The organism is Tunturiibacter gelidiferens (genome assembly GCF_051013345.1).
In the GTDB taxonomy this organism is placed as follows: domain Bacteria; phylum Acidobacteriota; class Terriglobia; order Terriglobales; family Acidobacteriaceae; genus Edaphobacter; species Edaphobacter gelidiferens_A.
On sequence record NZ_CP132939.1, the window covers coordinates 1,680,681 to 1,694,784 of the forward strand.

Sequence of the window (14,104 nt, forward strand, 5' to 3'; positions counted from 1 at the left end):
GTCGAAGTTGCTTTTACGGTCGCCAGGATCCCCTCTATCTCCATAGCCTAAACTTCCTCCTCCCCTCCGACTCCGCCGCCAGTTGAGTTAAAACTAAAGACGTTGGCTTTGAAGCTATGGAGCGTAATCGGGTGTCCAACCCCCAGAAGATTGACCAGCGCGTGAAGCTGATCTCGAGGTTGTCTCCGAAGTTAAAGTCCATCTTTTGCCCGTTGTACCAGGGGCGTGCTGGATAACTATGTCCGGAGAGTTTTCCCAACACGATGTCGAATCGGTAGGTACCGAGGGATGGCAGGAGCGGTATGGGGTGGGGACGCGTCGATACGAAGCGCAGATTGTACGTTGGCTCTGCGTTACTGGAGAAAGCGAGTGGACCCATCGTGGTAGGCCCCCAGTAGAGCTCTTGTTTGCCGAGAGAAAGCGCATTGCCCGCGAAGGCAACGCCTCCATATAGCTCGATCGGTCGTTGGCGATTGTAAGCTGATCGTTCAGGTATCGGTTGTATGTGCGGATCGGAGTCTGGCTGTATCTGATCGAGTCGGTTGATCAGCTGATTTGTGGCCTCTGATTCGGCCGGGTTACCAGGGCCATGTTGCAGTTCCTGACGATCGTAGAAGAAGAGCCGCCCATGGTTGGCGCGAAACGAAAACCCGGCAATTGCGCTGCCGCCTCGGCCAAGCGGGCGGCCGAAGTCGTTCCACCATGTCTGGCCGAAGTGAAAGCTGTCGGTCAACGCGGGACCCGCAATCGTGCCATACCGCGCGTAGACAGATTCGAGACTCAACGACTCGTAATAGTTGGGTTCGGTTTCGAATTCAGCATGGAGATCGGCTATAAGGCGACGAGCCTCAGAAACTAGCCCGGGGCTGTTGTATTGATCCATGTCGACTTGATCCTCCGCCAATTTGAGCTGACGGAGGCACTCCTGCCGGGTCCACGGGCGGATGGAAGAACTCTGACCAGGAATGAAACCCATCGCAGCCAGTCTTTCGAGTGCTGGATAGACCCAGCTGTCCATGGGGACATTCGTCGATCCGATGGTGTCGGGGTCGTCATCTTCCGTAAAGAGGCGGGGCGGGTGGCGGGCGACGGCTACTGGCTGGGGTGCTCCGCTAACCGGCTGGGGTGCTTCGCTAACCGGCTGAGCTGCTCCGCTAACCGGCTGGGGTGCTCCGCTAACCGGATGAGCTGCTCCGTTTGTCTGCTGTGTTTTGTGGGTCCGTGGTACCCCGAAGTCTCCCGGCATCGGTTTGGAATCGAAGGGGTTCAGGCTGAAGTTGTGATGCGCACGATAGACGTAATGACCGATCAGCCATCCTGTCGCGCTTCCGACCAGGACATCCGATGGGAAGTGTTGTTCCGCAAGCACGCGGCTGACGCTTACCCCGACGGCCAGTCCGTAGACCGCTGTGCGAGCGATCCAGCCGGGATATTCATCGCCAACAACTGAAGCCAAGGCCCATGCAGCCGTAGCGTGATTCGAAGGGAAGCCGGCTGCGGAGGGGCTGGAACTGAAAAAGTCTCCCTTGGCGTTGTTTACGAGCGGGCGGTCACGCAGGAATACGAATTTACCCACTTCGCTGACCGCCAGGCTGTCTGCCAGTGCTTCTCCGGCCAGCAAGCCGGTCTCATGGGCCTGGGGCGCATCGTCGAACAAGCTCCAGAGGTACATGCTCGCCGGCAATGCCCCGAGCGCCGCGACACCAGCGTTCGAAAAGGTATTGAAGTGGCTGCGATCGTTCGCGTTGATGTTTATCAACGATGTCATGGTGTGTTGGTCGCTGCCGATCAACACACCTGTCGTCGCGGCCAGGGGTGCCAGCCAGATTGCGTCGCTTGGCCGTAGATGCAGCGGGCTGGTCCAGATCGCTTTCTGATCGGCCAGGATGCGCCGTGGGGTGCCAGCGAAAGTAATGTCTTCGCTGCCGGCCTTCGCTCCCGTTGACTTAGGTGCAGACTTGCCGGCGACTTGCGGCTCAGGTGCATCCGGCAGAGAGCTGGAGGAGTCCGCTGAAACATTCGCAGCTGGTGGCTCTGAGGCCGCGTCTTGAGCGAAGCACGATGGCCCGATCCATAGCAAAAGGAGTGCTGCGAGGAGGAAGTATCGACCAGGTTTTGGGTGATCTACAAGCATCGGCAAGGGTCCGGGGTAAGCGTGCTCGCATAATGCAACCCCTTGCTGGAGGCTACCATAGCCGGACGCCGACTGACGGAACGGTGACCAAAGCGTGACAATACTTTCTCATTTGAAACTCCCGCTTTCCCTCGAAGTCAACGGGCGAAGCGGGAGCATCCACAAGGTGGTGGTCTAAAGATGGAAAAAATGGTTGGCTCCCAGGACCAACAACAAGGTGATGGCAGCGATAGCGACCTCGCCGACCGCTCCCACGATGAATGGCCGGGCTCCCTGTTTGAAAAGATCCTTCAGGTTTGTGCGCAGGCCTACGCCGGCAAAGGTGAGCAGGAAGGCCCAGCGGCTCAGGTTTCCTAACGCTGTGAGCTGAGGTTTCGAGAAGCCCAGCGCGGCTACATGAGGGTTGGTCGAGGAGCCCAGGGTCGCCAGCAGCGAGATAAAGAGGAAGCCGAGGACGAACTTGGGGAACTTCTTCCAAAGGAATGCAGCTTTGTTCTCGAGCTGTGCCGTGGCGGCGCGGCTGGCGAGACCCTTGCGAGCCCATTGAATTGCATACGCCAGCACAACGAAGCCGATGAGAGCGTTGCGGCAGGTCTTGGCGAGTACGGCGAACTTGCCTGCCGCATCGGAGTAAAGGGCTCCGGCGGCAGTGGCTTCGGCGGTATTGTCGACCGCGAGGCCCGCCCAGAGACCGTAGGCGCGGTCGCTCATGTGCAGCGCGTGGCCGATAAGCGGAAAGGTGAATAGAGAGATCGCGCCAAGGGCCAGGATGGCAGCGATGGCGGTCGAGGAGTCCTCTTCGTCGGCGTCGATCGCGCCCTGCGTAGCAATGATGGCAGAGACGCCGCAGACGCTGGAGCCAACGGCCAGCAGCGTAGTGAGTTGGGGACCTAGTTTGAAGGTGCGGCCCAGCCATGTCATGAAGGTCAGCGAGAATGCGAAAGCTACGAAGACCAGGGCGAGTGAGATGCCGCCTAGTTTGAGGATGTCGCCGAGAATAAAGCGTGCCCCGAGCAGGATGATGCCTGCCTTTAGCCAGAACTCGTAGGTGGCGACTCCTGCGCGAAAGATTCGGGGTAGCCCGACAGTGTTGGCGATGAGGATCCCAAAGAGAATGGCCCACAGGACATATTCGATGTTGGGTAGGACGTAGTGGTGAGTCTTCCCGTAGGTGTTGATGAAGTGCTCGACGAACTTGCCCGCGTAGCCGACGACGGCCAGAAGTGCGATGCCCGGAAGCAGGCCAAGGAGGGAGGAGTGCTCGGCTGGAACGCGGCCGGGAGCGTGTGGTGGGTACTCAGTGCGAAGATCGGGTAGATCGATTGAGCTGGCCATAGACTCTCCTTCGTGCAGATTCGTTGGGGCGCAGACGTCGATGCTTACCAGGCGACGGTTTTGAGCAGGCCGGCGCGAATGATAGCGGCGAGAGCAAGAGACAACACAATTGCCCAGGTGTCGGTAGATAAAGAGAGACGGGTACGAGGGATCGACATGGAGTAGTCTCCTTGGAGGAAGCGTGGTGCACACGAAGCGACGTGTAGGCTACAACACTGAACTTTTAGAAAAGGGGGTACTGCGAAGGAAGGACTAGCTACAACAACAACGAGTAGGCATGAGGTGCAGCGGCGCGAGTTGGCGGAAGACCGTCATGTCAGAATTCAGTGTACACCAGTAGGGTGGGAGCGCTCGGCTGTTCAGGCTTTCAAAAGGTGCGCTGCCTTCGACTCAGCCTGGCGCCGCAGCAGTCCGGCCTTGGCGTAAAGCTTTTCAGTGATAGCACTTGCCTGTGGCAGTCTCGCGTTGGCATGGTTCAGCAAAAGAAGATAATCGTGCCACGCGCCGGTAGTCTGTTGCACGTCTTCCAGGCGTTTTGCAAACTTCGCCGCGGCCTTCGACGCTTCGCTGCCGATCTCAGCCATATATCGCGCCGTCTTGCAGACCTTGCGTATCGAATGAAGATCCTCATCTCGACTGGGATCGAGACCGTGCACCTCGGGAGCCATCCAGCTTCGCGCTACATTGATAAGCTTTGCTCCACTCAGGTTGAGATCGACCTGACCTGCAATATCCATCTCAACTCTGTCGAGGGCTCCGTGGATCTCGTCTTGACCGGCGCGGATCCTCCGTTGCAGCTTTTTCACCTTCTTCTTCCTCGAACTCTGCAGTTCCTTCTCCAGCTTTACCACCCCATCGGTTGCTCCGAGATGTTTTAGAAGCTCGACATGAACGTCTAGATCGCGAACAGCCCCGGCGCTCCGCCGGATGTCACCGAGCGACCGCCTGAACTGCTTCGACCTCTTTGCCAGATCGGGCAACTCTGCAGCGTTAGCCAATACTTCAAGCACAGCCTCCAGCCGACGCGTGCTCGAGCGGAGCCGGTGTACAGCCCTGGGCTTTGGATCGTCAACGCAATCGGCTAGTGCTGCTTTCAAGTCGAGCGAATGACGGAAAAACGTCATGACCGGCTGCGGCATGGGACACCCTGCCTTCTTACAGATGCATCTTTTGCGGATTAGGGCTTCACGACCCCGGATCGCCGCGATAGTTGCGCGCAACCGGCGCCAGTAAGGCGGGTTTCATTGGGTGTAGGCAGGAGGTTGTTATGAAGATCACAAACGTAAAAGCGATGGTAGCAAAGGGTGTAACGGTTGGCTTACTTGCAGGTGCGTTTGTGTTGGCAGCGCCGGCAAAGGCTGACGCACAGCAGTTCGCAGTGGGAGTACGGGCTGGCTATCCGGGTTATTATGGCTATCCCGTTCGCGGCTACTATAGGCCCGACTACTATGCTCGTCAGCGCTTCGAACAGGAACGTCGACATGCCGAGTGGGTGAGAGCGCACGAGTTTGAACGCTACCACCACGATCATCGCGGACGCTGGTAGTCCACGCGTAAGGCTGCAGTTTTGCAGCGCCTAACAATGTTCGCAGGCCGGTTGCGGAGAGGTTCCCGCGCCGGCCTTGCTGTTGCTAGAGAGCTCCGCTTCCGTAAGCGTTCGATAGTAGCGGGCCTCGGGGAAGGCGCACCCCTGACAAAGTGTTCGTCCGTCGCGCAGATGCTCGCGATCATAGTTGATGCCTTCGCCGCACTGCGCACAGGTGATGCGCGCCGACTTGTAGCCGGGCATCTCACGCAGGTGGATAGGCACGGCCACCCACTCTTCGTGAAAGAGATCTTCGTTAGGCAACTCGCGGTAGGCAAGCATCTGCTGGTCGTTCTTGTTCTCAATGTGCGGGAAAAGCTCACGAGCACGCTGCTTGGACGATTCGAGCGCCGCAATACGAAGAGCTTTGAAAACAGGAGCGTCGCCCTGCGGTCCAAGGGGTGACGTAAGGTCGACGAATGTGGCGGCCATCTTTCCCCAGTCGCGAAATTTGATGGCGCGTTTGCCCAGGCGGCAGCCAGTGACGACGGCAATAGCGCCAGTCGCGCAGCGGTCGATCTCAATGAAAGTAACCAGGCGCTTGCGGTCGGCACCCTTGGGATCTTCAACACCAAGGCGTTCACAACCCAACATGGCCATGCGAACACCGAGAATCTGACCAGCACAAAGGTGACCGTGGGCGATCTCGGCTTCACGGAGAAGTGCGTCGAAAGACTGCATAATCTGATGATACTGCTGGAGGCATCAACGCGTTTTTTAGTATTTGCGCGAGGTTACGCAGCCGGGGTACTATTCGAGGCCCGAGGTGCCCCATGAGTGAATTTGCGATGACGATCGGTATGGTGCTGAAGCAAAAGTCCGGACCTATTGCGTCTATCGCGCCCGATGCCTCCGTCTATCAGGCCATCGAGATGATGGCAGAGCGGCAGGTAGGCGCGCTGCTGGTGATGACGCAGCAGTCGCTTCTGGGAATCATCTCCGAACGCGACTATGCGCGGAAGGTCATTCTGCAGGGGCGGTCGTCGAAGGAAACCGAGGTCGCGGAGATCATGAGCAGCCCGGTGATCTCCGTGTCGCCAAAGCACACCGTCGGCGAGTGCCTGCGCATCATCACCAAAAATCGCATCCGGCACCTGCCGGTGGTCGAGGGCAGTGCAGTCGTCGGCGTAGTTTCGATCGGCGATCTCGTGAACACGGTCATCAGCGAGCAGGAGATGACGATCCGGCACCTCGAAGCGTACATCTCAGGCGCAGCTACGACGTAGCGGATGGTTGGGCCGTCGCAACGGACAAGTTCGGTTTCGTTGACTCGTAGGCCTCGAGTGCGTCGTGCAATCGGTTGAAGATCCACGCGGAGCCGATGACCTCCGTTAGGTGATGGCGGTCGAAGTCTGCTCTTGTGTTCCAGGGCACTCGAGCAAATCCCAACTGGACGCCGGCATCTGCCAGATTTTTCTTCAACTCCTCAACCACTCGCGCGGCACTGTAGTCCAGGTTGGTAATAGCCTCGGCATCTACGATGACCCAGCGCACGGTGGTCGGCGAGGGGCCTACCAGTCCGAGAATCTCGTCCGAGAAGCGGCTCGCGTTGGCATAGAACAGTGCGGCACCGAAGCGGTACATCACCAGCCCCGGCTCAGTCACTGTGCCTGGAGTCAGAGGGATCAGCTTCCAGACATTGTCCTCATCCGGGATCATCACTCCTGTTCGGGGATGGTAGCTGTGGTGCACGATGCGCAGCAGCGACAGGACCATCGCCAGAACAATACCCACTTCGACGCCTGCAGTAATGACGACGATGGTGGTTGTCACGGCAAGCGCGAATTCGGCAGGACTTTCACGGAGGATATCCTGCAGGCTGCGCAACTTGATCAGCCCGATCGCGACCAGGAAAACCAGTGTGCCAAGTACGCACTGCGGCAGGTATTGAAGTGGCCTGGTAAGAAACAGCAGGACGAGCGCGACGACTGCCGCAGCGGTGACCTGCGCGATCTGGCTCCGGCTGCCCACGCCTTCCACCATGGCGGTTTGCGTAGGGCTGCCGTTGACGACGAACGTACCACTGAAGGAAGCAGCCACGTTGGCCGCGGAAAGGCCAATCAGGTCCTGATTCTCGTCCAGCCGTTGATGATAGCGCGCTGCGTAAATTCGCGAGGTTGCAGCGCTCTGGGTCAGTATCATGACCGCGCACGACCCGGCGACCGAGAGCAGCGGTCTAATGTCACTCCAACGAACCTCTGGCATCGCAAGGTGCGGCAGGCCTCCCGCCACCGCGCCGATCACGGCGACGCCATGCCCGGCAAAGTTCCACATCGCACTGGCCGCTGTGGCCAGAACGACTGCAAACATCGGCCCGGGTGCCTTAGGCGCAGACCAGCGGAGAACAAAGACGAACGTAAGCACCGCGAGGGTCACCGCCAGCGTCGGCAGATGCACTCTCGGGAGTTCGCGGCCGATCTCCACGAGTTGAAGAATCGATCTGCGCGAGGTGACCTGAATGCCAAGCATCTGGCCTAGAACCGCGATGCCGACCTGAAATCCTATGCCCGTCAGGAAGCCGACAAGCACTGTTTGCGAGAGGAAGTCGGCGATGAAACCCAACCTGCACAACCGCCCCACCAGCAGGAATGCGGCTGTGAGAAGCGCCACCAGACCTGCCAGCGCGACATATCGGGTGCTTGCAGTCGGAGCCATTCCAGCCAGACCGCTGTGAAGTATGGCCGCAGTCGCCGAGTCAGCGGCAACAACCAGAAACCGCGACGAGCCGAAGGCCGCAAATGCAAGTATCGGCAAAAGAAGGGAATAGAGGCCGGTGACGACAGGCATTCCTGCGATGCGGGTATACCCGAGCGCCTGGGGAATGTCCATCGCGGCGAACGCAACACCGGCAACAGCGTCTCGTATAACGCCACTTCGCTTTATCGGTCTAATGCCCTGGAACAGTTTCAAATTCAAAACTCCTGCACGGGAAGCAGCGCAGCTTCGCCGCTGTCGCATTGCGAGTAGACGTTGATGCTAAACCATATATTCCGTATTTGACCCACTGCCACAGGCCAAACCGCAAACTCAAACTCGTCAAAGGGCGGCGTCAGACCAGACAACGACTGAGAGATCTATACCGCACCATCGAATGGCTCGCTAATCGAGACCTGCTGCTTCGTGATGGTCGCTGTGCATCTCCCGCAAGCCGGGCAGCTTCGCCCCTTGCGATGCAGCACGGCGGAGACGATAAAGACCTTACCGCACGAGGTGCACTGGACTGCAGCGTTGTTGCCATACCAGTCTTCAAATTGGCCGAGGGCGGCCTTGTCCAGATAGCGCACGGAAAACTCCTGGTCCAATACTAGTTCTCCCGGCGAGACGTTCTACTATTCGTCCGAATTATCGCCCTCTTCCAGCAGCGAAACGGTGCCGACCACGTCGTAAGTGGCAGCTTCACCGCCAGTCGGCTTCAACGTGACCCGCAGGGGCAACCGTTGCCACTGAGCAGGCTGGCACACCGGGATAAAGTGGTCAGCCTCGGGCCATTTTCCAATCTGCTTCTGAACCACAGGCCGATGCGCTCCCAGTTGCGCCACGACAGCATAGAGGCCTCCCTTGGACGTCGTTGCAATGCCGCAGTACGCCGCATAGTCGCGGAACCAGACCACATCGGAGACAGCGAAGTCGAAGTCGGGCAGGTGGAGCACTGTAACGTGGCCCGTGACGCGATCCACCGAGAGCCAAGGTCCAGGCTGCCAGATCCAATGCGGTGCAGCGTCATTCGGCAGGGCGTCGTTGAGCCGAAGCGCCCGACGCACCGTGAACGTGCGGTCCGTGACGTCGTGGATCTCGCCAGTCGTCCACTCCTTCTGGCGGTCGTCCACGAAGAGCGGGCGAACCTTAAGGCTGCTGGTCTCATCCACTTTGGTGTCGGGAGTGGCATCCGGCTGCGTGTAGGGAACCTTGCGGTACGGCCCCAGCGTGACAGTATGAACCTTCGGACCGGCCGCCAACAGCGGGCGTACCGAATAAATTGACGGTGAAGCCAACAAGAACAGCGCCCCCAGAAGATGAAAGAGTTGCAGTCTGGCGTGGGTCGTGCGGGGAGTCGAACTCAAGGGATAGGGCTCTCACAGGGGGATTTTCAGTTGTTGCCATCCTACCTGACGCATAGTCTTTTCTATGCCGTAGGGACTTCAGAACGCATAACACTTTTAGGGTGGAATAAAAGGCAGAAAAGGCAGAAAAAACTTCAGTGAAGTCGGAAAGAACTCCATAGGTAACGGAAAAGGTACAAAGGTTGTGGAATAGATTGTGAATACGGGGCAATCCACGGGCCTTTGCAGAGTAGTATCGTGGAAAGTATGCGTGCTGCCGTCGTGGTAGCGCGTGCGACAGACCGCGGCGGATCATTTGAAGCAGTACGAAAGGATACAAACGAACATGTGGAAACCGAATCAGCCTGGAAGCAACTCTCCCTCGACTCCTGAACCGGTGCGTCCGTCGACTCCAGCGACGAACTTCGAGGCGAGCCCAACCCGTCCCGCGACCGTCGGCGCAGGCAATGCAGCAGCCGCTGTACCAACCGGCGAACAGGCCACCATCGGCAAGTCCCTCATCGTCAAGGGTGAGCTGACAGGCTCGAGTCTCTTTACATCGACGGCAAAGTCGAAGGCGCAATCAACCTCCCCGGCAACCGCGTTACCGTAGGCCGGAACGGCCAGGTTGCGGCGAACATCGTGGCACGCGAGATCGTTGTGCTCGGTAAGGTCCGCGGCAACTGCCAGGCCAGCGACCGCGTTGATATTCGCAGCGAAGGCTCGCTCACTGGCGACGTAATCGCAGCGCGTATCTCGATTGAAGATGGCGCGTTCTTCAAGGGCGGCATCGACATTCGCAAACCCGGCGGAACCGACCTGAAGGGTGGCAGCGCTACCCCGGCTTCCATCGAACCCGTCGCCGTCGAGGCGTAACGCTTCGTGACGTCGTTTCTTATCGAGTCGAGCGGTCCCTGCTAATCACAGGGATCGTTTTGCTTTTTATTGGAACAGCCGAAGCGGAAGATTGCGAAGAACTGTAAATATCGATGACGCAGCAAGTGCAGCATAGACAGCCGCATGCGAAACTGGCGGCCACCGATCGACGCCGCTCCGTGCAAAACGCCAATACCACTGGAAACTATAGGCCGCTGCTATCGGGAGCAAGAGGGTCGTAAGGGCGTTCAGGTGCATAGCCTCGATGAAACGACCTTGGACCAGCGCGGCCAAAGCACGTGTGCCGCCGCACCCAGGGCACTTCAGATGAACAACTTCATAGATGGGGCATCGTGGATAAAGGCTGTTCTGTGCAGGAGAAAAGCGCCGCAGAACTCCAGCAACCGCCCCGACGATCACCAACGGTGCAGCCGTTCGCGCGACGCGGCCGCCCCGAATCAGCTATGTCATCGAGCCACGTTCTGGTAGCGAAGGTTCTGCTTCAGCTGGTTGATCTCGTTCAGCTTATATTGAAAATAAATGCCTCCGAAGAAGAAGGTCATAACGGCGCTCAGGCGCAACCCAAGCGGCTCCGTACTATTGAAGTGTTGTTCAAGCGTATCTCGCAGCGTAAAGCGGGCGATGAGGCGAGCGACCCAGGAGGCAATGCCGATAAATCCTCCCACGAAGCTTTGATGGGGTTGTTGGTGATGGCTCATCGCGATGACGAGCCCCAAGGACCCACCGAAGTGCAGCACAACCAGCACGGTGGCAATAATGTAAAACATCAGGGCTTTGCTCGCCGGTTGCACTCGGTTTGCCCACGCCGCTATCACCAGATTCCACACCACCACGAAGAGCGCACAAGTAAGAAAACCCAGCAGCAGCTCAAACACCCAGTTCAGATTCGGCGGGTCAGGATAGGTGCTGCCCGACTGCGAATACGCAACAGGAGCAGCGTAGACCGGTGTCGCCAGGACACCCGCTGAGCCGATAATTTGGGCGACCGGCACCCAATCGGGCATCGTGTCACTCCTGGCCATGTCGGTCAGCAGGACGTTTCCCGAGGCGACATAGCGCCGAAGATCTTCGAGAGTATACGGTCCATACATCTGTCCGTTGCGTGAAACCTGGTAGGTCATGCAAATCTCCTGAGTGGTCGAGGACTGCAACGTATCTGCAGAATCGATGAAATCACGGAGAGGCGGTTCCACACAATCAGATTCGCAGACCCAACCCCGATAACGCCGATTCTGTTCCTTCGAATTCAGATATGAGAGTCTTGCACTGTGCATCGAGCCACTTTAATCATCAACGCGTCGGCCGGGCGAAGCAAAAACCTGCGGGCTACAGTCCTTGCTCTCGTGCAGGCTCTTGAACAAACTGGCGCGCAGGCGAACGCAATTCTGACTACAGCAGCCCGAGAGGCGCAGTCAATTGCTGCTGATGCGGCGGCCAAGGGATGCGATACGGTCTTCGCATGTGGTGGCGACGGCACGGTGCACGAGGTTTTGCAAGGCCTTGTGGGCACGAAAACCGCGCTTGGTGTCGTACCGCTCGGGACGGCAAACGCATTTGCCCGCAATCTCGGGTTGTCGCTCGATCCGCTAAAAGCTCTCCAACAGCAGCTAAGCTTTGAGTCACGCCCGATCCCGGTCGGCGAGGCGCGCTACGCCGCCGAAGGATCCGAAGTGACCAGACACTTCATCGTCATGGCAGGAGCCGGTCCTGACGGTGCGCTCGTGTATCGGCTCCTCGGCGGGAAGAGATCGAAGCTCGGTCGAAACGTCTACTACGCCCATTCGCTGAGACTCTTCCTGACGCGGAGCTTTCCGGCGTTTCGAGTGGACTATCGAAGAAGCGACTCCGATCAGTGGGTAGAGCGACGCGGCGTCGGGATTATCTGCTCTCGCGTTGCAAATCTTGGCGGCATATTCAGTCGTCTGGCAACAGGTAGTTCCGCGAACGAGAGCGATCTTCTCCTCTCCATCGTGAAACCCCCGGCCAGAATCGGTCTACCGGCCTGGTTCGCTTTTAGTCACGTTAGACTCAACACGCAAAATCCGTGGCTGGAACAGGCTCGAGTCTCCGAGTTCCGCTGTTCACCTCTTGAGCCGAATCATCGCATCCACGCAGAACTCGACGGCGAGTGGATCGGCCAGCTTCCCATGTCCGTCCGCCTCTTACCGAATGCCATCTCCTTGTTGATCCCCAGGAACAACGCGGCACAGCGCAGCACGAAACAGCCAGAGGGATCATGATTAGAACTCGTCGTTGCCGGTGGGACGAAAACGATAGCCGATCCAGGGCTCGGTGACGATATACGCGGGCTCCTCTGTGAGCTCGATCTTCTTCCGCAACTGGCCAATGTTGACGCGCAGGTACTCCGGTTGATCGGCGTTTGTGCCCCACACTGCGTGGAGCAACGCTCGATGCGTAAGAACCTGTCCAGGATGCTGCGCCAGACACACGAGAAGGTCGAACTGCTTCGGCGTTAGGTGTGTATCTTGTCCACGAACCGCTACACGGTGCTGCGGAATATCGATATAAAAGTCGCCTGCTGAAATAACCTGCGGAGCCTCGGACTCGGTGGCGGAACTGCGGCGGAGTTGCGCGCGGACGCGAGCCTGCAGTTCCTGAATGCTGAACGGTTTCGTCACGTAGTCGTCCGCCCCGGCGTCCAGCGCTTCGATCTTCATAGCCTCTTGATTGCGGACCGAAAGAACAATGATCGGAACCTTGGATACAGCTCGAATCTCGCGGCAAAGCTCAATCCCGTTCATCTCAGGCATGGAGACGTCCGTGACGACCAGATCCGGCTTCCAGGCATGCACAGCCTCCATTCCCTCAACACCATTCGCGGCGATGCGCAACGAATAACCCTGCGTGGAAAGCGCCGTGCGAAGAACGCGAGTAATCTGAGCTTCGTCGTCCACAATGAGAATCTTTGCATGTTGCTGGCCTTCCAGGTTTTGTTTCATTCGCGCTCCGGATGTTGCGTAACGATGTGGACATCTACATTCGGCGATTCTTTGAGAAAGTGTTGAATAGCCCAATAGTAAAGATATTTGCGGAAGCCGTGAACGGCGGGGCGGCCGAAGACGATATGCGTGATGCGCTTCTCGCGAACAAAGCTGGCCGCAGCATGGACGATGCTCTTTCCCCTAACGGTGAACACCTGCGCATCCATATTGCGTGCGAACTGGATGTTGGCCGCCAGCGTAGCTTTTTCTTCTTCAAGCAGGTCTTCATCGTCGTCGACATGCAGAACAAACAGCTCGCCCCCTACACCTTCCGCTACCCGCGCGCCCCGTGCGATCAACATCTGCGAGGAACTGCTAGAGCTGATGCAGACCGCCACGCGTTCGCGGACCGCCCAATGCGCCTCAATGCGTTTCGCATCCATGTACGCAGTCAATGTGCGATCGACCGCCTTGGTCACATGCTGCAGCGCAAGCTCGCGGAGCGCGATCAGGTTTCCGCGACGGAAAAAGTTAGCCAGGGCCTTCTCAGCACGAGCCGTCCCATAGACATCTCCGCGCCGCATCCGTGTCTGCAAAGCTTCGGGCGTCAGATCGGCCATCACGATCTCATCCGCGCGTTGGACTAGCCAATCCGGGACAGTTTCGCGGATGATCACCCCGGTGACACTCTGGACGGTTGGCGCGACACTCTCGATGTGCTGCACGTTCATCGTGGCCAGTACGTCGATGTTGGCGGCCAGAACGTCGAGTACATCCTCATAGCGCTTGCGGTGTTTGCTGCCCTCGATATTGCTGTGTGCCAGTTCGTCGATCAGAACGATCTGCGGCCGCCGCTTGAGGATACCCTCAAGGTCCATCTCCTCGAAGACCACGCCTTTATACTCAATCCTTCTACGCGGAACCTGCTCCAGTTGCTCGGCCAACTCTGCAGTACGTGGTCTGCCGTGCGTCTCCACCACCCCGATGACAATATCCTCCCCACGCTGATGCCGACGGATCGCCTCGCTCAACATGTTGTATGTCTTGCCTACGCCGGGCGCGTAGCCGAGGAAGAGTTTGAAGGTTCCTCGCATCTTCTCCGGCGCGACCTTCTCCAGCCATTCTTCCGGGCTCTTCAGCGCCGGATTCGAGTTATCGCGAGTGCCCATAA

The 14,104-nt window shown here is 58.3% G+C and carries 14 protein-coding genes and 1 pseudogene; 4 read left to right on the plus strand and 11 right to left on the minus strand.

Features of this window, described 5'->3' with window-relative positions:
• Nucleotides 1-34: 34 nt before the first annotated feature.
• From RBB80_RS08300 to RBB80_RS08310, 3 genes are all read right to left on the minus strand, one after another.
• Nucleotides 35-2,134, minus strand: a complete 2,100-nt coding sequence (locus RBB80_RS08300; protein WP_433967759.1) for a capsule assembly Wzi family protein — start codon at nt 2,132-2,134, stop codon at nt 35-37.
• A gap of 174 nt (nt 2,135-2,308) precedes the next feature.
• Nucleotides 2,309-3,469 carry a YeiH family protein gene (locus RBB80_RS08305; RefSeq protein ID WP_433967760.1) on the minus strand — a complete coding sequence of 387 codons (1,161 nt, stop codon included), beginning with the start codon at nt 3,467-3,469 and terminating at the stop codon, nt 2,309-2,311.
• A 359-nt stretch (nt 3,470-3,828) separates the two neighbouring features.
• Entirely contained in the window at nt 3,829-4,608 is a 780-nt protein-coding gene (locus RBB80_RS08310; protein ID WP_433967761.1) for a CHAD domain-containing protein, read from the minus strand.
• 128 nt (nt 4,609-4,736) lie between these two features.
• Here RBB80_RS08310 and RBB80_RS08315 point away from each other — a divergent pair, with 128 nt between their 5' ends.
• Complete coding sequence (locus tag RBB80_RS08315; RefSeq protein ID WP_433967762.1) at nt 4,737-5,015, plus strand: hypothetical protein; 279 nt, start codon at nt 4,737-4,739, stop codon at nt 5,013-5,015.
• A 30-nt stretch (nt 5,016-5,045) separates the two neighbouring features.
• Here RBB80_RS08315 and RBB80_RS08320 read toward each other — a convergent pair whose 3' ends face one another.
• Nucleotides 5,046-5,735, minus strand: coding sequence for an FmdE family protein (locus RBB80_RS08320; protein WP_433967764.1), 690 nt, complete (start codon nt 5,733-5,735; stop codon nt 5,046-5,048).
• Nucleotides 5,736-5,827: 92 nt separating this feature from the next.
• Between RBB80_RS08320 and RBB80_RS08325 the strand changes: the two genes are divergently transcribed.
• Complete coding sequence (locus tag RBB80_RS08325; RefSeq protein WP_433967766.1) at nt 5,828-6,280, plus strand: CBS domain-containing protein; 453 nt, start codon at nt 5,828-5,830, stop codon at nt 6,278-6,280.
• Here the strand turns inward: RBB80_RS08325 and RBB80_RS08330 are convergent.
• The 3 genes from RBB80_RS08330 to RBB80_RS08340 form a co-directional block, all read right to left on the minus strand.
• Complete coding sequence (locus tag RBB80_RS08330) at nt 6,270-7,964, minus strand: SulP family inorganic anion transporter (RefSeq protein ID WP_433967768.1); 1,695 nt, start codon at nt 7,962-7,964, stop codon at nt 6,270-6,272. The two genes, RBB80_RS08325 and RBB80_RS08330, sit on opposite strands and share 11 nt — an antisense overlap.
• 164 nt (nt 7,965-8,128) lie before the next feature.
• Nucleotides 8,129-8,338 carry a hypothetical protein gene (locus RBB80_RS08335; protein ID WP_433967770.1) on the minus strand — a complete coding sequence of 70 codons (210 nt, stop codon included), beginning with the start codon at nt 8,336-8,338 and terminating at the stop codon, nt 8,129-8,131.
• A 45-nt stretch (nt 8,339-8,383) separates the two neighbouring features.
• Nucleotides 8,384-9,115, minus strand: a complete 732-nt coding sequence (locus RBB80_RS08340) for a hypothetical protein (protein WP_433967772.1) — start codon at nt 9,113-9,115, stop codon at nt 8,384-8,386.
• Between the two features lie 325 nt (nt 9,116-9,440).
• Here RBB80_RS08340 and RBB80_RS08345 point away from each other — a divergent pair.
• A pseudogene (locus RBB80_RS08345) lies at nt 9,441-9,970 on the plus strand (bactofilin family protein).
• Nucleotides 9,971-10,036: 66 nt separating this feature from the next.
• Here the strand turns inward: RBB80_RS08345 and RBB80_RS08350 are convergent.
• Together RBB80_RS08350 and RBB80_RS08355 are read right to left on the minus strand one after the other, a co-directional pair.
• A complete protein-coding gene (locus tag RBB80_RS08350; RefSeq protein WP_433969575.1) occupies nt 10,037-10,390 on the minus strand; it encodes a DUF2752 domain-containing protein in 354 nt (117 codons plus the stop codon).
• Between the two features lie 47 nt (nt 10,391-10,437).
• Nucleotides 10,438-11,112: a DUF4339 domain-containing protein gene (locus tag RBB80_RS08355; protein WP_433967774.1), complete on the minus strand. Its 675-nt coding sequence runs from the start codon at nt 11,110-11,112 to the stop codon at nt 10,438-10,440.
• 147 nt (nt 11,113-11,259) lie between these two features.
• Between RBB80_RS08355 and RBB80_RS08360 the strand changes: the two genes are divergently transcribed.
• Nucleotides 11,260-12,231 (plus strand): diacylglycerol/lipid kinase family protein, encoded by a 972-nt coding sequence (locus tag RBB80_RS08360; protein ID WP_433967776.1) that lies wholly within the window; start codon nt 11,260-11,262, stop codon nt 12,229-12,231.
• On the opposite strand, the gene RBB80_RS08365 is transcribed toward RBB80_RS08360, so the two are convergent.
• A complete protein-coding gene (locus RBB80_RS08365) occupies nt 12,232-12,951 on the minus strand; it encodes a response regulator transcription factor (RefSeq protein ID WP_433967779.1) in 720 nt (239 codons plus the stop codon).
• Nucleotides 12,948-14,102, minus strand: a complete 1,155-nt coding sequence (locus tag RBB80_RS08370; RefSeq protein ID WP_433967781.1) for a histidine kinase — start codon at nt 14,100-14,102, stop codon at nt 12,948-12,950. Before RBB80_RS08370 ends, RBB80_RS08365 begins: the two co-directional genes overlap by 4 nt.
• Between the last annotated feature and the right edge of the window lie 2 nt (nt 14,103-14,104).

What these genes read in the sequence shown, in the direction of transcription:
- RBB80_RS08320 (WP_433967764.1), bottom strand. Translation starts at nt 5,735, where the DNA reads ATGCAGTCTTTCGACGCACTTCTCCGTGAAGCCGAGATCGCCCACGGT.
- RBB80_RS08325 (WP_433967766.1), top strand. Translation starts at nt 5,828, where the DNA reads ATGAGTGAATTTGCGATGACGATCGGTATGGTGCTGAAGCAAAAGTCC.
- RBB80_RS08305 (WP_433967760.1), bottom strand. Translation starts at nt 3,469, where the DNA reads ATGGCCAGCTCAATCGATCTACCCGATCTTCGCACTGAGTACCCACCA.
- RBB80_RS08310 (WP_433967761.1), bottom strand. Translation starts at nt 4,608, where the DNA reads ATGCCGCAGCCGGTCATGACGTTTTTCCGTCATTCGCTCGACTTGAAA.
- RBB80_RS08355 (WP_433967774.1), bottom strand. Translation starts at nt 11,112, where the DNA reads ATGACCTACCAGGTTTCACGCAACGGACAGATGTATGGACCGTATACT.
- RBB80_RS08370 (WP_433967781.1), bottom strand. Translation starts at nt 14,102, where the DNA reads ATGGGCACTCGCGATAACTCGAATCCGGCGCTGAAGAGCCCGGAAGAA.
- RBB80_RS08315 (WP_433967762.1), top strand. Translation starts at nt 4,737, where the DNA reads ATGAAGATCACAAACGTAAAAGCGATGGTAGCAAAGGGTGTAACGGTT.
- RBB80_RS08365 (WP_433967779.1), bottom strand. Translation starts at nt 12,951, where the DNA reads ATGAAACAAAACCTGGAAGGCCAGCAACATGCAAAGATTCTCATTGTG.
- RBB80_RS08300 (WP_433967759.1), bottom strand. Translation starts at nt 2,134, where the DNA reads ATGCTTGTAGATCACCCAAAACCTGGTCGATACTTCCTCCTCGCAGCA.